This window comes from Gluconobacter sp. Dm-62, from assembly GCF_018256155.1.
Classification (GTDB): domain Bacteria; phylum Pseudomonadota; class Alphaproteobacteria; order Acetobacterales; family Acetobacteraceae; genus Gluconobacter.
The window spans coordinates 1-15,103 of the sequence record NZ_JAERLY010000011.1 but is presented as its reverse complement, the minus strand read 5'-3'; the positions used below and the strand labels follow the sequence as shown (position 1 = coordinate 15,103).

Below are 15,103 nucleotides of genomic sequence, written 5' to 3'. Positions count from 1 at the left end.
GGGAAAGCATGATGCCTGATCCCGTGAATGGTCCATGGCTGCAAATTATCGGCATTGGCGAAGATGGTGTCGAGGGACTTTCTCCAGCGGCGCGGCTGATGCTGGAGCAGGCTCCTTACGTGATTGGAGGAGTCCGGCATCTGGCTCTGGCCAGAGCGTTGATCCATGGTGACGAGATTGTCTGGCCATCACCTTTTTCCGAAGGTGTGGCGCAGGTGCTGGCGCGCCGGGGCCAGCCAACCTTGGTTCTGGCGTCAGGCGATCCGTTCTTTTTCGGCGTGGGTTCGGTGCTGGCGCGACATGTTTCTGCTTGCGAGATGATCTGTGTGCCGTCCGTATCCTGTGTCTCGCTGGCCTGTGCCCGTCTTGGCTGGGCGCAGCAGGATGTGCGGGTTCTGTCGCTGTGCGGGCGGCCGATCGAGACCGTTGCGCCATTCCTGCAGAATGGTGCGCGGCTTCTTGTCCTGTCCGCTGATGGCACAACACCGGGCACTCTGGCGCGATTTCTGACGGCGCAGGGGTTCGGGCGTTCGACGCTGCATGTTCTGGAGGCTCTTGGCGGGCCGGATGAGCGGGTTCACTCGGTGACGGCAGATGTTGGGATTCCGGAGACAGCGGCCCTGAACCTTGTTGCGATAGACGCTGTCGCAACATCCAAGGCCCGAGCCGTACCACTTTCGTGTGGGTTGGATGATGATGTGTTCGAGCATGACGGGCAGATCACCAAGCGCGAAATCCGCGCCGTGACGCTGTCGTCACTCGCACCACGGGCCGGAGAGCTGTTGTGGGACGTGGGGGCGGGGGCAGGATCGGTCGGCATTGAATGGATGTTGCGGGGCGCCAGCTGTCGGACAATTGCCATTGAGCAGCATGATGGGCGGCTGGCGCGGATCGGACGTAATGCTCTGGCGCTTGGGGTGCCGGGACTCCGATGTATTGCCGGGCGTGCGCCGGATATTCTGGCGGGGTTGGAACAGCCGGACGCGGCATTTATTGGCGGCGGCCTCACGGTGCCCGGCTGCCTTGAGACGGTATGGCAGGCCTTGCGCCCAGGTGGGCGACTGGTTGCCAATGCCGTGACGCTTGAGGGAGAGCAGGTTCTGGCCCGTGCCTGTTCAGAACTGGGAGGCACACTGCTGCGGCTGGGCGTGGAACGGCTGGATGGCGTGGGACGCCTGCACGCGTTTCGACCGGCCATGCGGGTGACGCAGTTCGTGGTCGTGAAGGGGACTGTCGCATGATTGTTGCCGGGATCGGGTGTCGTCCGGGTGTCAGGACTGATGAGATCATAGCCTGCCTTCGACTGGCGGAAAGTCAGTTGGGGAAGGTGGCTGAACTTCTGGCTGTTCCGTTTTTCAGAGCGGAGGAGCCTGCTGTGTCGGATGTTGCACGACAATTGGCTCTACAGCTCCAGATTGTTGACGATCCTGCACTCTCAGGAGTGCAGAGCGTCTGCCCGACCCGATCGGAGCGGGCTTTACAGAGCACCGGTTATGCCTCGGTTGCGGAGGGCTGTGCTCTGGCTGCTGCGGGTGGGATGGCGGCGCTGCTTTGTGTGCCGCGCCAGACACTGGGCAACGTGACCTGTGCTCTGGCGATTGCTGAGGAAGGCCTTTCATGACGGTTCATTTTATCGGGGCAGGGCCAGGAGCGGCGGATCTGTTGACGTTGCGGGGACGTGATATTCTCGCGTCCTGTCCGGTCTGTCTGTATGCGGGTTCCATCGTTCCAAAAGAGATGCTGGTGCACTGCCCCGTAGACGCGCGGCTGGTGGATACGGCGCCTTTGTCGCTGGACGCGATTGAAGCTGAATATGTGCGGGCGCATGAGAGCGGACAGGACGTTGCGCGGCTGCATTCAGGGGACCTGTCGCTTTATAGCGCGGTTGCGGAACAGACGCGTCGGCTTGATCGGCTGGGCATCCCCTGGAGCATGACACCCGGCGTTCCGGCTTTTGCGGCTGCGGCATCCGTTCTCGGGCGGGAACTGACTGTTCCGGAAGTGGCGCAGACAGTTGTTCTGACCCGGGTCAGCGGGCGTGCCTCTTCAATGCCGGCATCGGAGACGCTGTCGGCCTATGCCGCGACCGGGGCAACGCTGGCCATCCATCTTGCAATCCACTCTCTGGAGCGGATCGTGACGGAACTGATCCCTTTTTATGGCTCGGACTGCACCGCTGCCATTGTCGCACGGGCAAGCTGGCCGGATCAGGTCGTGGTGCGGGCGACGCTGGGCACGCTGCTGGCCCGGGCGGCCGAGACTCCCGTGGAGCGGACTGCGCTTGTAATGGTCGGCCCGGCGCTCGGCGTGTCCGAGTTCCGGGAAAGCGCGTTATACAGCCCGGATTATCACCGGCGTTTCAGATCATGATCCCAATCCGGATGGCTTCGCCCCCGACACACCCCGGAGCGATCGAACAGCAGGACCTCGATTTCGGTTGGACTGCTTCCGAGCACGTCCTTCGCAGTCGCATAGGCCGTCCGGGCGATGTGGTCGCCAAGGGGAATATTGTGTTCGGCGCAGAGCAGGAAAGCTTCGGCGACGGTCTGCATCCTGTCGATGCTCGCGGCTATGGCAGGTGTAGCACCGGCGTGGCTGGCCAGCCCGGCAAGGGCATTCATATCCGTCAGGCCGCGTCTGGAATGCAGGTCGAGACGACCCTGAGCGAGCTTGGTCATTTTCGCCAGTCCGCCAGCGATCGTCAGGCGAGGGACGGGATGGTCACGGACGTATTTCAGCACGCCCCCTGCGAAATCTCCCATTTCGATGAGTGCGGTATCGGGCAGGCCGTAAAGCTGCTGTACCGCGCGTTCGGAGACATCTCCTGTCGCCGCGGCAAGGTGGGGAATGTTCATGGCGCGGGCCACGTCAATGCCGCGTCGGATGCTGTCGATCCATGCCGAACAGGAAAATGGTACGACGATGCCTGTCGTGCCCAGAATGGACAGGCCGCCAACAATTCCGAGACGTCCATTAAGTGTTCTGGACGCGAGGGCTTCTCCACCGGGAACGGAAATCCGGACTTCAGCGTCTGTCAGCGGACCCGTGATGTCGGTCAGGGCCTGCTGGATCATGCTGCGGGGGACGGGGTTGATGGCCGGTTCACCGGGCGGCAGGGGCAGGCCGGGGCGCGTGATCGTGCCCACACCCTCACCGGCCCGGAAGTGAATGCCGGAATTTTTCGGAAGGTGCCGCAGATCGGCGCGGATCAGGGCGCCATGCGTGACATCCGGGTCGTCTCCGGCGTCCTTGACCACGGCAGCCCAGGCACCACCCGCGTTCCAGCCATGCTGTGCCAGGGCGAATGCGACCTGCGTACCGCTTGGCAGGGTGATTGTCACCGGATCGGGGAACTGGCCTGTGTGCAACGCTGTCCAGGCAGCTTTGGCCGCTGCGGTAGCGCAGCTTCCGGTCGTCCATCCGCGTCGCAGGGTAGGGGCAGGCGTCATCGGGCGCAGGATAAGCGCTTTTTGCGCAAATGCGAGATGGATATCGTCTGGCAGGGGCAGGCCGCATGACAACCCGCGCGATCATGATTGCCGCTCCGCGGTCAGGTGGCGGCAAGACCACGACGACGCTTGGTCTGCTCGGCGCGTTCAGGCAGCGTGGGATTTCCGTGCAGGCGGCCAAGACCGGGCCGGATTATATCGACCCGGCCTTTCATGAAGTCGTTACCGGGCGTCCGAGTTTCAATCTGGATAGCTGGGCCATGGGGCCCGCATTGCTGGAAACATTGTTGGCGGGCGCGGCGCAGGATGCAGAGCTGCTGGTTGTGGAATCCTCCATGGGGCTGTTCGACGGGCTGAATGCGCCGCAAGACGGACGCGGTGCTCCGTCTGATATTGCGGCACGTTTCGGGATACCGGTTGTTCTCGTGCTCGATATTTCCGGGCAGGGGCAGTCGGCAGCGGCCATTGCGCATGGATTTGCTACGTTTGATCCGCGTGTCAGGGTCGCGGGTGTTATTCTGAACCATGTCGCTTCGGATCGGCATCTGAGCATGGCGGCAACGGCAGTTGCAGCGGCAGGATTGCCGGTTCTCGGCGCGTTCAGGCGGGATCCAACACTTCAGCTGCCGGAGCGGCATCTCGGGCTTGTGCAGGCGCGGGAGCACGGCAATCTTTCGGATCTGCTCGATCGGCTGACCGTTCGAGCAGAAGAGGCGCTGGATCTTGATGCCATTCTGACGGCAGCTTCGCCATTATCGGTTAGGGATCAGGGCATCATTGCGCTCCAACCACCCGGCCAACGCATCGCCGTAGCGGATGATGCAGCATTTTCCTTCCTATATGGTCATCTGGCGCGCGGCTGGCGGCAGGCTGGTGCTGAACTGGTGCCGTTTTCTCCACTTGCTGACGAAGGGCCGGATGATGCGTGTGATGCGTGCTGGCTGCCGGGTGGATATCCGGAACTTCATGCCGCAAAGCTCGCATCTGCGGCCCTGTTCAGACAGCACCTTGTGGACTTTGCGCAGACCCGTCCTGTCCATGGTGAATGTGGTGGCTTCATGGTTCTTGGCCGCGCGCTGGAAGATGCCGAAGGCAAGACGCATGCCATGACCGGCCTTCTGGATCATGTGACGACATTTGCCCGAAGACGGATGAACCTGGGGTATCGGCAGGCTGTGCTGCGCGAAGACTGTGCTCTTGGCACGGCAGGGGCCGTGCTGAGAGGGCATGAGTTTCATTATTCGCAGGTTGCCGAAGCGGGAACAGATGCGCCACTGGCAGATCTTCAGGACGGAACCGGGCGTGATCTGGGAGCGGCCGGTGGACGTCGCGGACCGGTTTCAGGATCTTTTTTTCACGTCATGGCCCATAGGGCGTAAGGATTTTGCAATGAGCGACGAACATCGGCATCGCGAGAAGATGCAGAAACGCAAGGCCGTGCAGGACGAGGAAGTCGCTGGGAAAACAGTCGAAAAGGGCGTTCTGGCGGTTCATACCGGGCCGGGAAAGGGAAAATCCACGGCGGCGTTCGGGCTTGCGCTGCGGATCCTGGGGCATGGGCGGCGCGTGGTGATCGTGCAGTTCATCAAGGGGGCCTGGTCCACGGGAGAGCGGACTGCACTGGAACGGTTTGACGATCTGGTCGAATGGCATTCCATGGGAGAGGGTTTTACCTGGGAAACTCAGGACCGCGCCCGCGATATTGCGGCCTGTGAGCGGGCCTGGGCCGTGGCAGAAGAGGCGCTTCGGCGTGAGGATGTGGCGCTGGTCGTGCTTGATGAGCTGAATATCGCACTCCGCTACGACTACATGCACCTGAAAACCGTGCTGGAGGCATTGCAGGCACGCCCTGCCATGCAGCATGTCGTCATTACGGGGCGCAATGCGAAACCTGCACTGATCGAGGCGGCAGATCTGGTGACGGAAATGACGCAGGTGAAGCATCATTTCGCCGCGGGTGTGAAGGCACAGCAGGGATTCGAGTTCTGATGCCCGCTTCCGGCTCGTCATCCGGTCCGATGCCGCGTGCCCTGATGTTTCAGGGAACGGGATCGAGCGTTGGCAAGTCCGTGCTGGTGGCCGGGATCGCAAGGGCGCTGACGCGGCGTGGATATCGGGTTCGGCCTTTCAAGCCGCAGAACATGTCCAATAATGCGGCCGTAACAGCAGATGGTGGCGAGATCGGCCGGGCTCAGGCGCTTCAGGCGCGGGCATGCGGTGTGCGCCCGAGTGTGGACATGAACCCGGTGCTTCTCAAGCCCCAGAGCGAAACAGGTGCACAGCTTGTCGTCCGGGGACAGGTGCGTGGCGCATTCCGGGCGCGGGATTATCAGGCGCTCAAGCCGGGTCTGATGCCGGAGGTTTTGGGAGCGTTTCGGATGCTTGCCTCCGAGGCTGAGATCGTTCTTGTCGAGGGGGCGGGGTCGGCTTCGGAAGTTAATCTCAGGGCTAGTGATATCGCCAATATGGGGTTCGCGCAGGCGGCGGATATTGATGTCGTTCTGGTCGGTGATATCGACCGGGGCGGCGTGATCGCGAGCCTTGTCGGTACGAAGACGGTTCTGCCCGGTGAGGATGCGACACGCATCAAGGGCTTTATCGTCAATCGGATGCGGGGGGATCCGGGCCTGTTTTCGGCTGGGATGGAAGCGATTGCGATGCATACGGGGTGGGATGCGATTGGTCTTGTGCCGTATCTTGCCCAACTGCGCGATCTGCCGGCGGAAGATGCTGCAGATCTGCCAGCGGGAGGCCGGGGAGACGGGGCGCTGCGGATCGTGGTGCCGCATCTGCCGATGATTGCCAATTTCGACGATCTGGACCCGCTTGCAGCGAGGCCGGATGTCTCGCTTGTCATCGTCTCACCCGGGAAACCGCTTCCTGCGTGTGATTTGGTCATCCTGCCGGGATCTAAATCCACGATCTCCGATCTGGCGTTCATGCGCGCTCAGGGGTGGGATATCGACCTGCACGCCCATGTCCGTCACGGTGGCCGGGTTCTCGGAATTTGTGGCGGCTACCAGATGCTCGGGACGATAATTTCGGATGAGCTGGGCACGGAGGGGAATGCCGGAACCGCTCCGGGGCTCGGGCTGCTGGCGGTGCAGACGTCTCTCACATCCGAAAAGCGCCTCATCGAGGTCATGGGGCAGCTTGTGCCGGAGGGAATTCCCGTTTCAGGGTATGAAATCCATACCGGTCAGACTGTCGGGGCAGACTGTAGACGTCCGTTTGCGACCATTGCCGGGCGTCCGGAAGGCGCGGTCTCGCAGAATGGGCGGGTCTGGGGAACGTATCTGCATGGCATGCTGGGGACGGGGGCGGCGTGTGCAGCGCTTCTGTCACGCTTGGCAGGTCCGGTGACAGTCATGGCGGATCATGATGAGGTCGTAGAGGCCGCGCTCGATGCCTGGGCAGATCATCTGGAGAAGCATCTGGATATCGACGCCCTGCTGGCTCTGGCCCGACCGGTCAGCCTGTCCTGATCATGTCAGACCAGCTTCAACAGCAGTCCTGCCAGAAGAATGACGGTACCAGCCTGAAGAATGCAGGCTCGGCGATAGAGGGTAAGGGCATTCGCGAGATCGACTATGGTTGCCGTACTGCGGCCGTCCCCCATCCAGTGATCTTCAACGCGTTTTCCATCATAGGTGCGCGGTCCGGCCAGCCTCAGGCCGAGTGCACCCGCCACGGCGGCTTCGGGCCATCCGGCATTGGGGGAACGATGATGGCGCGCGTCACGCAATACCGTTTGCAGGGCACGTTTTGCGGATGCTGGTTGATGCGTGACGGCAGCGAGAATGATCCAGAGGGCGGACAGGCGGGATGCGGGGAGATTGATGACGTCATCGCATCGCGCTGCCGCCCAGCCGAAGGCCGCATAGCGCGGGGTCAGATGGCCGATCATGCTGTCGGCAGTATTGATCGCCTTGTACGCCGTGATACCCGGCAGGCCACCGAGCATGGACCAGAAGACAGGGGCAACGATCCCGTCAGAAAAATTTTCGGCCAGACTTTCGATGGCGGCCCGTATGATTGCGGCTTCGTCCAGTGAGGCCGGGTCGCGCCCCACGATCATGGAGACGGCTCTGCGCCCCGCCTCAAGGCCTTCGGTTCGTAATGCCACCTCGACGGCACGGACATGCACCCATAAGGAGCGTTGAGCGATCAGACTGCTGGCCAATATGGCTTCCACGCAGAGGGCCATTGGATGCGGCGTAAGGACTTGCAGGGCCCAGTTCAAAAACCAGACGCTCAGGGCCGGCAGGCCTGCGATGATGGCGAGCGCCACGATCCCCGCGACTTTCCGACGGGCTGCACTCTCTTCAGGGCGATTGAGAGCCCGCTCAAGGCTGGAAATCAGACGGCCAATCCAGATAACGGGATGACCGATCAGCCGGACCAGTCTTTCCGGATAACCTGCTACCCCTTCAATAATCAGGGCGCAGGCCGTTACGGAGAATGTGGATGACAGGAAGGAAGCAATCATGGAACCGCGGATTTCCGCCGGACCCTGTTCCGGCATGCAAGGCTGTAGCATGAGCGCCGGGCGCGAGGGAGCCTCTGTGGTGCGTGAGATGCCTGTGCATGGTGGACAGGTGCGTCAGGTCATGCAGCGGTTTCCCGATGCACCGACGCCGTTCATCGATCTCTCCACCGGTATCAGCCCATATGCCTATCCCGTTGTTTTTCCATCGCAGGACGCTCTGACGCGTCTGCCTGAAACCTGTGAGGAGGACGCGCTTTTGCAGGCCGCCGCGCGCGCCTACGGTGTTCCTTCGACTGACATGATCGCGGCTGTTCCGGGTACGCAGATGCTGATCAGCCTGTTGCCGTATTTGCTGACGTCGCGGGATGTCACCATTTTCGGACCTACATATTCCGGGCACGAAACCTCGTGGCAGTATGCCGGAGCGCAGGTCGAGATTGTAACCGACGCGGCCGCGTTTCAGGATGCGACCATGAAAAGCGGGCGCGTTTGTATTCTGTGCAATCCCAACAACCCTGATGGGCGCCTGCTCGCAGCCAGTGAGGTGAGCCGGTTAGCCAGACAATGTGAAGTCTCCGGATCATGGCTAATCGTGGACGAGGCGTTTGCCGATTTTCATGATGCCAGTGTCAGTAGAACCCTGCCGCAATCTGGACTTCTGGTTCTCAGGTCCTTTGGAAAAAGTTACGGTCTGCCGGGCGTACGTCTTGGTTTTCTGGTGGCTGATCCGGTTCTGGCTGGAGCGGCGCGAGCTCTCGTCGGGTCGTGGCCGGTCGGCACGCTCGCCTTGGAGGCTGGGATACAGGCGTTTTCTGACGGGGGATGGCTTGAGCGCAGTCGCCGTCAGATTCAGCAGGACAGGAAGCGGCTGGAGCAGCTTTTTCGGAGGGCTGGGCTGGAGCCGTTGGGGAGTTGTCTGCTCTTCATGTTGATCCGCATGGCGCAGGCGCAGGATCTGTGGTGCTTCCTGTGTGAACGCGGCATTGTGACCCGCATATTTGCGGAGCGGCTTACGGATCTGCGAGTGGGGTTGCCCCGTGACGAGGACGAATGGTCGAGGCTGAATGCGGCCCTGTTACAGTGGTGTGAGCACTGATGGGGCGGCTGGTCTGTCTGGCGCTTGGGCTGCCGGTCGGTGTAAAGCGCGGATATTTTCCAGGGCATGCAGATTGCTCTGACAGTTGTGATCCTGCCGTGGAGGCTCTGAAAGGAAAGTTGGTCCTGACAGGCAATGAGGCAGATGCGGGTGCGTTGCGGAACAGCGGAATTGAGAACGTCCGCGTTGTCCCATCCCTGCGTGATAATGACTACGGGGAATGGGCCGGTCAGAACATGCGCTCTCTGCCCGAGGGTGATGTCACGCGATGGATTTCCGATCCGGATTTCTGCCCACCGGGTGGAGAAAGCCGCGCAATGCTGTTTTCCCGTGTTGGAGACTGGCTTATGCAGGCTGCCCCCTCGCCGGAAATGAGACTGGCTCTGCGGCCGGCTGTGGTCCGGGCTCTGGTTCTGAATGCTCTTGGCGGTCGGCCCGGTATGGAACGTCAGCTGGATATTGTTCCGTTCACGGTCAGCATCCTGTCCTGCCACGAAAAACATTGGCGTGTGCAGGCATTCGGGCGCTGAGTTTCAGCATTTTAGGCGACAGTTGGCGGTTGTATGTGTCTCATCAAAACTGATTAAGGATAAAGTATTGCCATCTCCGCGTTACTCGAACCTCGACTGCTGATCGTGCGGGAATGGCATGGCGTACAGATCAGGATCATTCCGGAACAGAATGATCAAATGGCAAGGGCAATGCTTCGCAATCCTGATGGAACAGGAAAAACTTCGAGTTCCCGTGCGGCTTCCTGAAGCAGCCAGTGGCGAAAGAGCCTGAAGCTGTCTGTCGTGGCATGTGCGAGAGGGCGTACAAAATAGTAGCTTTCCTCGCTGCGGATGGGAGGCGCTGCCAGTTCGGTAAGGGTTCCGTTCGCCAGTTCATCCCGGATCAGGAAACGCGGGATCAATGCGCAGCCTGCGCTGTGCAGTGCTGCGGAGATGATGAAACTGAACTGATCGAAGAGTGGGCCATGCAGGCTGATGGCTTCCAGGCGCTGGGTAATGAACCACTGCTCCCAGGCATTGGGGCGTGTCACAAGATGAAGAAGCGGTGCGGTCAGCAGGTCCTGGCAGGACGAAAGACCGAGTTTTTCCGCAAGGTCCGGACTGCAAACAGCAGCAACATCCTCGGGCATCAGGAAGGAAAGCTCGGCACCGGACCACTCCGGGAGCCCGAAATGGATTGCCGCATCCAGAGGGTTGGCAGAGAAATCGAAGGGTTGCAGATGGGTATGCAGGTTGACCGTTATGTCAGGATAATCCGCCATGAAGCGGACCAGTCTGGGGGCCAGCCAACGCGCTCCAAAGGTTGGCAGAACACCCAGATTGATGGTGCCCCCTTTAGGGTTCGCGCGGAAGGCGAGGGTGGCTGCGGATATATGTTTCAGTGCTTCACGGATGTCGCGCGCATAAGTCTCTCCAGCCTGTGTCAGGCGGACAGTCTGTCGGTCCCGCAGGAAAAGCTCTGATCCCAGATGACTTTCCAGTGCCCGGATATGGCGGCTGACCGCGCTTTGCGTGAGGTTTAGCTCAGTCGCGGCTGCAGTAAAACTCTGATGGCGTGCCGATGCCTCAAATGAGTAGAGGAGGGAAGTCGGGGGCAGAAAGCGACGGGCGAGAGCCATGGAAATCCCATTTCTTGCGCATGATCGTAAATTGGTAAGGTCATTCCATTTTCGCATGACCTTGCTCAGCTTTATCGTTTGGCAGGCCAAAAGTCATGGCGATAGATTCATAACACTTTTGCACTGGCCTTTTCCGGTGCTGATGGTGTGCATGGGGTGTTTTGCAATGACGTCTGGGGGCTGGGCTTCCGCTGATGAAATCCGCACACGCTTTGCGTGTGCCATGTCAGATATGTATCGTCAGGAAGTGCCCCAGTACGACACGCTGCTGGAACTGGTGGCGCAGGTGAATGCCGATGTTCTGCGCGAAAATCCACAGCTGCGTGACGGTCTTGAAGCCGAAGATGCTTTAGGGCGGCTGAATGTCGAACGTCATGGTGCTGTGCGGGTGGGGCGTGCGGATGAACTGGCAGTCTGTGCCCGTCTGTTCGCGGTGATGGGCATGGTGCCGGTCGGGTATTACGATCTGTCTGTTGCTGGCGTACCCGTTCATTCCACGGCTTTCCGCCCTGTTGATGAGGCTGCGCTGCACTGCAATCCGTTTCGCATCTTTACATCGCTCCTGCGTCTTGAACTGATCGCAGATGCGGAACTGCGGGCAGAAGCGGAAGAGGTTCTGTCGCGTCGGAATATCTTCACGCCGGGCGTCATGGAGTTGATTGTCCGTCATGAAGCTCAGGGTGGCCTCAGTTCAGCGGACGCGGATCTGTTCGTGACGGAAGCCCTCGAAACGTTCCGCTGGCATAGCGATGCAACAGTCAGCGCCGACATCTATCAGCGTCTGTCACACGCGCATCGCCTGATCGCGGATGTCGTGTGCTTTCGTGGACCGCATATCAATCATCTCACACCGCGCACTCTTGATATTGATGCGGTCCAGCGCCGGATGCCTGAGGTCGGGATCAAGGCCAAGGCCGTAGTAGAAGGTCCTCCGACGCGGGATTGCCCCATCCTCCTGCGCCAGACGAGTTTTACCGCGCTTGAAGAGAAGATCCTGTTTCAGTCTCCGGACGGACAGGCCGTTACGGGAACTCACACTGCCCGCTTCGGCGAAATCGAGCAACGCGGAGTCGCACTGACCGCAAAGGGACGTGCGTTGTACGATCGGTTGCTGGGAGAGGCCCGTTCAGGGAGCGAGGGCTCGTATGAAGAGCGTCTCCAGACTGCTTTTGCCTCTTTTCCTGATGACGAAGGAACCCTGCGAACGCAGGGGCTGGCGTTCTTCCGGTATGTTCTGGTCGATCCAGATGCTGCATTTCAGCCGGAATGCGACCTGGAGGTTCATATTGCGTCGGGTGCGATCAAGGCATTTCCGATCACCTATGAAGACTTTCTTCCGGTCAGCGCGGCAGGAATATTTCAGTCCAATCTGGGAGGGCAGATCCTTCCTTCCTATGCAGAAAATGCGAGCCGCGATGCTTTCGAAACTGCACTTGGCCGTCCAGTTCTGGATGAAATGGCACTTTATGCAGGACTTGAAACAGCTTCGATCATAGCACTTCGCAAAGCCCTGATGCGTCCGGAAAGCTCAGTCAAAGGTTGAAATCACGTATTTCATCTCATCATCGATTTTTTATGTGGCGCGCTGAATATTTTTGAAAAATCGGACGTATGCTGCGTCCGGTATGAACCCCAGACAGGAAAAACAATGACGGCATCTCTCCGTTCCGAAGTCACTACCCTCCTCGACAGCCTCGGTGTGTCACCCGTCCTTCATAAGGGAGGCAGTCTGGTGGTGAAGTCTCCGCTGACGGGAGATGTCATCGCCGAAGTTGTAGAAATCACCGCGGAAGAGGCTACAGCAACGATTGCAAGTTCGGTCGATGCGTTCAAAGCCTGGCGCAAGGTCCCGGCTCCACGTCGTGGGGAGCTTGTTCGCCTGCTGGGAGAGGAGCTTCGGGCCAACAAGGAAGCACTTGGACGTCTCGTGACGCTTGAAGTGGGCAAGGTGCCGTCCGAAGGGCTGGGCGAAGTGCAGGAAATGATCGACATCTGCGACTTCGCAGTTGGTCTGTCCCGCCAGCTTTACGGTCTGACGATCCCGTCCGAACGTCCGGATCATCGCCTTACGGAACAATGGCATCCAGTAGGGCCGGTGGGCATTATTTCAGCATTCAATTTCCCGGTTGCTGTCTGGTCGTGGAATGCGGCGCTGGCGCTGGTCTGTGGCGACAGCGTGATCTGGAAGCCTTCGGAAAAAACCCCGTTGACGGCACTGGCCACGCAGGCCCTTTTCCTGAAGGCTGCAGCCCGTTTTGGGAGTGACGCACCGGCAGCGCTCAGCACCCTTCTGGTTGGTGGCCGTGAGATCGGCGAGCTGATGGTGGAAAACCGTCGCGTTCCCGTCATTTCCGCGACGGGTTCGACCCGGATGGGCCGTGACGTTGGCGAGCGTGTGGCACGGCGTTTCGGGCGCTCCATTCTGGAGCTTGGGGGCAACAACGCGTCCATCGTTACACCGTCCGCCGATCTGGATCTGACCCTGCGTGCCGTAGCGTTCGGGGCGATGGGAACGGCTGGTCAGCGTTGTACGACGCTGCGTCGCCTGTTCGTCCATTCCAGCGTCTATGACACCCTCGTGCCGAAGCTGGTGAAGGTCTACCAGGCGATTTCGGTCGGCAATCCGGTCGCGGGTGACGCGCTGGTTGGGCCACTGATCGACGCGGCCTCTTTCGGAATGATGCAGGACAGCCTCAAAGCGGCGGCCGCTGCGGGAGGTACTGTTCATGGTGGCACACGTGTCAATGTGAACGGTGAGAACTCGTTTTATGCGCGCCCGGCCATGATCGAAATGCCGTCCCAGACCGGTCCCGTGCTGGAAGAGACGTTTGCGCCGATCCTGTATGTCATGAAGTATGACACGCTCGATGAAGCCATCGCGCTGCAGAATGACGTGGTGCAGGGCCTGTCATCGTCCATCTTTGCAACCGATATCCGTGAAGTGGAGCAGTTCCTGTCTGCGCGGGGCTCTGACTGTGGCATTGCCAACGTCAATATGGGGCCGTCCGGTGCCGAGATCGGAGGTGCATTCGGGGGCGAGAAGGAAACCGGCGGCGGACGTGAGTCCGGATCTGATGCCTGGAAGGCCTATATGCGTCGACAGACCAACGCCATCAATTACGGGCGTACCCTGCCGCTCGCACAGGGTGTGAAGTTTGACGTGGATGATGGATCTGCGAACGCCTGATCAGGGATCGTCTGTGGGACGGGGCGAAGGTTTCGTCCCCCCATTTTTGGACTCTGTTGAACCGGCTGGTTTTTCCTCGCTTGCGTGCGTATGGCCGAGCCGATCGTGCGTAGGGGACCATGGGAGGGCTTTCTCCTCCACCTGACCGGGTGGGGGGGTGTAGTCTTCCAGCCAGAGTTTTCCCACTTCGGAATTTATCAGAATATTAAAGTGCTTGAGGATATCCATCCCCAGGATATTGAACTCCGCATCAGGGACAACATCCAGCGTGACGTCATGGAGCACGTGCGTACCGAGCTGGAGTGTTTTGAAATGATGCCGGTGTCCTAGCAGGACTTCTCCGGCGCCAACGCGGATCTCGTCATCACGGGACAGAATGCGCCGGGAGATACCCATTTCCCGTGCGATCCGTTGCTGGATGATCGAGCGGTTGGCACTGGTATTGACCTGCATATCGACCTTCTGGCCGTCCAGAAGAACAGTCACCTGATTTTTCTGGGATGATTCGTCGTCTATTGAACTGAGCGGCAGAAAAGGCCCGGGGTTTTGCAGCAGTGTCCCGATATCCGGACAATCCTGTGCACCATCATAAGTGAAAAACGCCATCTTCTGGGAATGTCTGTCTATGAGGACATAGAATTGACCCAAGATATCCCAGCCGAGATCCAGCATCAGCGGAAGGCCATCGGGGGCTTCCGGGGGCTGGTCGTTCACGAGCAACGCAGACATGTTTTTTACGACAGAGTTGCCGATCTGCAGTGTGTGGATCGTGGTCGTATAGTTGGTGCCCGAACCTGTTACAGACGTCGTGTTAATAAAGTCATCGCGATAGAAGTTGAAGCCCTTGGCGTCCCAGACGCTGGTAAGCGTTGTCAGGGTCGAGAAAAAAGCACCGGCATCTTTACCGTTGATTTGGACATGAATGACGGGAGCCCCGGCCGGGTTGAGAAAAGGAAGAACCTCGCTCGTTAAGACACAGTCATGAATGGTTCTGGCCTCAGCGGGGGCGATGAGACCAAGCAGAGCAATAAAAACAGGCGATATGGTCCGCCTGAAAAGAAGCCTGCCCATGACTGGTCCTCACCAAACAGCCGGAAGCTCCCGAAAAGAAGCTTGTCCCGTTTCGTAATAAAAACCAAATGGCTGCATGTGTCCACTCTGGTCGGATTTACCGAGTAAAGGCTCGGACGATGGCGTTTTGCTGTTTGACTTCGACGGGGAGCCTTGTGTCGGTGAGGGCTTTGCCCTGCCA

Annotated in this window: 14 protein-coding genes; 10 read left to right on the top strand and 4 right to left on the bottom strand. The window is 59.8% G+C overall.

Going from position 1 to position 15,103, the window contains the following annotated elements; genetic code table 11:
- Positions 1-8 precede the first annotated feature (8 nt).
- The 3 genes from cbiE to cobM are packed head-to-tail and all read left to right on the top strand — an operon-like array spanning position 9 to position 2,370.
- On the top strand, positions 9-1,241 hold the full coding sequence (cbiE, locus tag JK202_RS11220) for a precorrin-6y C5,15-methyltransferase (decarboxylating) subunit CbiE (RefSeq protein ID WP_249199981.1): 1,233 nt from the start codon (positions 9-11) through the stop codon (positions 1,239-1,241).
- A complete protein-coding gene (locus JK202_RS11215; protein WP_211561096.1) occupies positions 1,238-1,621 on the top strand; it encodes a cobalamin biosynthesis protein in 384 nt (127 codons plus the stop codon). The genes cbiE and JK202_RS11215 overlap by 4 nt, the downstream gene beginning before the upstream one ends.
- Entirely contained in the window at positions 1,618-2,370 is a 753-nt protein-coding gene (gene cobM, locus JK202_RS11210) for a precorrin-4 C(11)-methyltransferase (RefSeq protein ID WP_211561094.1), read from the top strand. The genes JK202_RS11215 and cobM overlap by 4 nt, the downstream gene beginning before the upstream one ends.
- Here the strand turns inward: cobM and JK202_RS11205 are convergent.
- Positions 2,349-3,449 carry a cobalt-precorrin-5B (C(1))-methyltransferase gene (locus JK202_RS11205; RefSeq protein WP_211561092.1) on the bottom strand — a complete coding sequence of 367 codons (1,101 nt, stop codon included), beginning with the start codon at positions 3,447-3,449 and terminating at the stop codon, positions 2,349-2,351. The two genes, cobM and JK202_RS11205, sit on opposite strands and share 22 nt — an antisense overlap.
- Before the next feature lie 65 nt (positions 3,450-3,514).
- Here JK202_RS11205 and JK202_RS11200 point away from each other — a divergent pair, with 65 nt between their 5' ends.
- From JK202_RS11200 to JK202_RS11190, 3 genes are read left to right on the top strand one after another with little or no spacing between them, the layout of a single operon-like run.
- Positions 3,515-4,828, top strand: coding sequence for a cobyrinate a,c-diamide synthase (locus tag JK202_RS11200; RefSeq protein WP_249199979.1), 1,314 nt, complete (start codon positions 3,515-3,517; stop codon positions 4,826-4,828).
- Between the two features lie 10 nt (positions 4,829-4,838).
- The gene (cobO, locus tag JK202_RS11195; protein ID WP_211561091.1) at positions 4,839-5,438 is read left to right on the top strand and encodes a cob(I)yrinic acid a,c-diamide adenosyltransferase; all 600 of its coding nucleotides are present in this window, start codon (positions 4,839-4,841) and stop codon (positions 5,436-5,438) included.
- Between the two features lie 29 nt (positions 5,439-5,467).
- Entirely contained in the window at positions 5,468-6,934 is a 1,467-nt protein-coding gene (locus tag JK202_RS11190) for a cobyric acid synthase (protein WP_211561183.1), read from the top strand.
- Between the two features lie 5 nt (positions 6,935-6,939).
- Here the strand turns inward: JK202_RS11190 and cbiB are convergent, their stop codons facing one another.
- On the bottom strand, positions 6,940-7,938 hold the full coding sequence (gene cbiB / locus JK202_RS11185; RefSeq protein WP_211561089.1) for an adenosylcobinamide-phosphate synthase CbiB: 999 nt from the start codon (positions 7,936-7,938) through the stop codon (positions 6,940-6,942).
- On the opposite strand from cbiB, the gene cobD reads away from it, so the two are divergent.
- A complete protein-coding gene (gene cobD, locus JK202_RS11180; protein ID WP_249199978.1) occupies positions 7,937-9,034 on the top strand; it encodes a threonine-phosphate decarboxylase CobD in 1,098 nt (365 codons plus the stop codon). The two genes, cbiB and cobD, sit on opposite strands and share 2 nt — an antisense overlap.
- Positions 9,034-9,564 carry a histidine phosphatase family protein gene (locus JK202_RS11175; RefSeq protein ID WP_211561088.1) on the top strand — a complete coding sequence of 177 codons (531 nt, stop codon included), beginning with the start codon at positions 9,034-9,036 and terminating at the stop codon, positions 9,562-9,564. The genes cobD and JK202_RS11175 overlap by 1 nt, the downstream gene beginning before the upstream one ends.
- Positions 9,565-9,719: 155 nt before the next feature.
- Here the strand turns inward: JK202_RS11175 and JK202_RS11170 are convergent, their stop codons facing one another.
- Positions 9,720-10,664: a LysR substrate-binding domain-containing protein gene (locus JK202_RS11170; RefSeq protein WP_211561087.1), complete on the bottom strand. Its 945-nt coding sequence runs from the start codon at positions 10,662-10,664 to the stop codon at positions 9,720-9,722.
- A gap of 166 nt (positions 10,665-10,830) precedes the next feature.
- On the opposite strand from JK202_RS11170, the gene JK202_RS11165 reads away from it, so the two are divergent.
- Complete coding sequence (locus JK202_RS11165; protein WP_211561086.1) at positions 10,831-12,207, top strand: VOC family protein; 1,377 nt, start codon at positions 10,831-10,833, stop codon at positions 12,205-12,207.
- 105 nt (positions 12,208-12,312) lie between these two features.
- Positions 12,313-13,851, top strand: coding sequence for an aldehyde dehydrogenase family protein (locus JK202_RS11160; protein ID WP_211561085.1), 1,539 nt, complete (start codon positions 12,313-12,315; stop codon positions 13,849-13,851).
- Here JK202_RS11160 and JK202_RS11155 read toward each other — a convergent pair whose 3' ends face one another.
- Positions 13,852-14,922: a retroviral-like aspartic protease family protein gene (locus JK202_RS11155; RefSeq protein WP_211561084.1), complete on the bottom strand. Its 1,071-nt coding sequence runs from the start codon at positions 14,920-14,922 to the stop codon at positions 13,852-13,854.
- Between the last annotated feature and the right edge of the window lie 181 nt (positions 14,923-15,103).

What these genes read in the sequence shown, in the direction of transcription:
- JK202_RS11175 (WP_211561088.1), top strand. Translation starts at nt 9,034, where the DNA reads ATGGGGCGGCTGGTCTGTCTGGCGCTTGGGCTGCCGGTCGGTGTAAAG.
- JK202_RS11155 (WP_211561084.1), bottom strand. Translation starts at nt 14,922, where the DNA reads ATGGGCAGGCTTCTTTTCAGGCGGACCATATCGCCTGTTTTTATTGCT.
- JK202_RS11170 (WP_211561087.1), bottom strand. Translation starts at nt 10,664, where the DNA reads ATGGCTCTCGCCCGTCGCTTTCTGCCCCCGACTTCCCTCCTCTACTCA.
- JK202_RS11165 (WP_211561086.1), top strand. Translation starts at nt 10,831, where the DNA reads ATGACGTCTGGGGGCTGGGCTTCCGCTGATGAAATCCGCACACGCTTT.
- JK202_RS11200 (WP_249199979.1), top strand. Translation starts at nt 3,515, where the DNA reads ATGACAACCCGCGCGATCATGATTGCCGCTCCGCGGTCAGGTGGCGGC.
- JK202_RS11215 (WP_211561096.1), top strand. Translation starts at nt 1,238, where the DNA reads ATGATTGTTGCCGGGATCGGGTGTCGTCCGGGTGTCAGGACTGATGAG.
- cbiB (WP_211561089.1), bottom strand. Translation starts at nt 7,938, where the DNA reads ATGATTGCTTCCTTCCTGTCATCCACATTCTCCGTAACGGCCTGCGCC.
- cobO (WP_211561091.1), top strand. Translation starts at nt 4,839, where the DNA reads ATGAGCGACGAACATCGGCATCGCGAGAAGATGCAGAAACGCAAGGCC.
- JK202_RS11190 (WP_211561183.1), top strand. Translation starts at nt 5,468, where the DNA reads ATGCCGCGTGCCCTGATGTTTCAGGGAACGGGATCGAGCGTTGGCAAG.
- cbiE (WP_249199981.1), top strand. Translation starts at nt 9, where the DNA reads ATGATGCCTGATCCCGTGAATGGTCCATGGCTGCAAATTATCGGCATT.
- JK202_RS11160 (WP_211561085.1), top strand. Translation starts at nt 12,313, where the DNA reads ATGACGGCATCTCTCCGTTCCGAAGTCACTACCCTCCTCGACAGCCTC.
- cobM (WP_211561094.1), top strand. Translation starts at nt 1,618, where the DNA reads ATGACGGTTCATTTTATCGGGGCAGGGCCAGGAGCGGCGGATCTGTTG.
- JK202_RS11205 (WP_211561092.1), bottom strand. Translation starts at nt 3,449, where the DNA reads ATGACGCCTGCCCCTACCCTGCGACGCGGATGGACGACCGGAAGCTGC.
- cobD (WP_249199978.1), top strand. Translation starts at nt 7,937, where the DNA reads ATGGAACCGCGGATTTCCGCCGGACCCTGTTCCGGCATGCAAGGCTGT.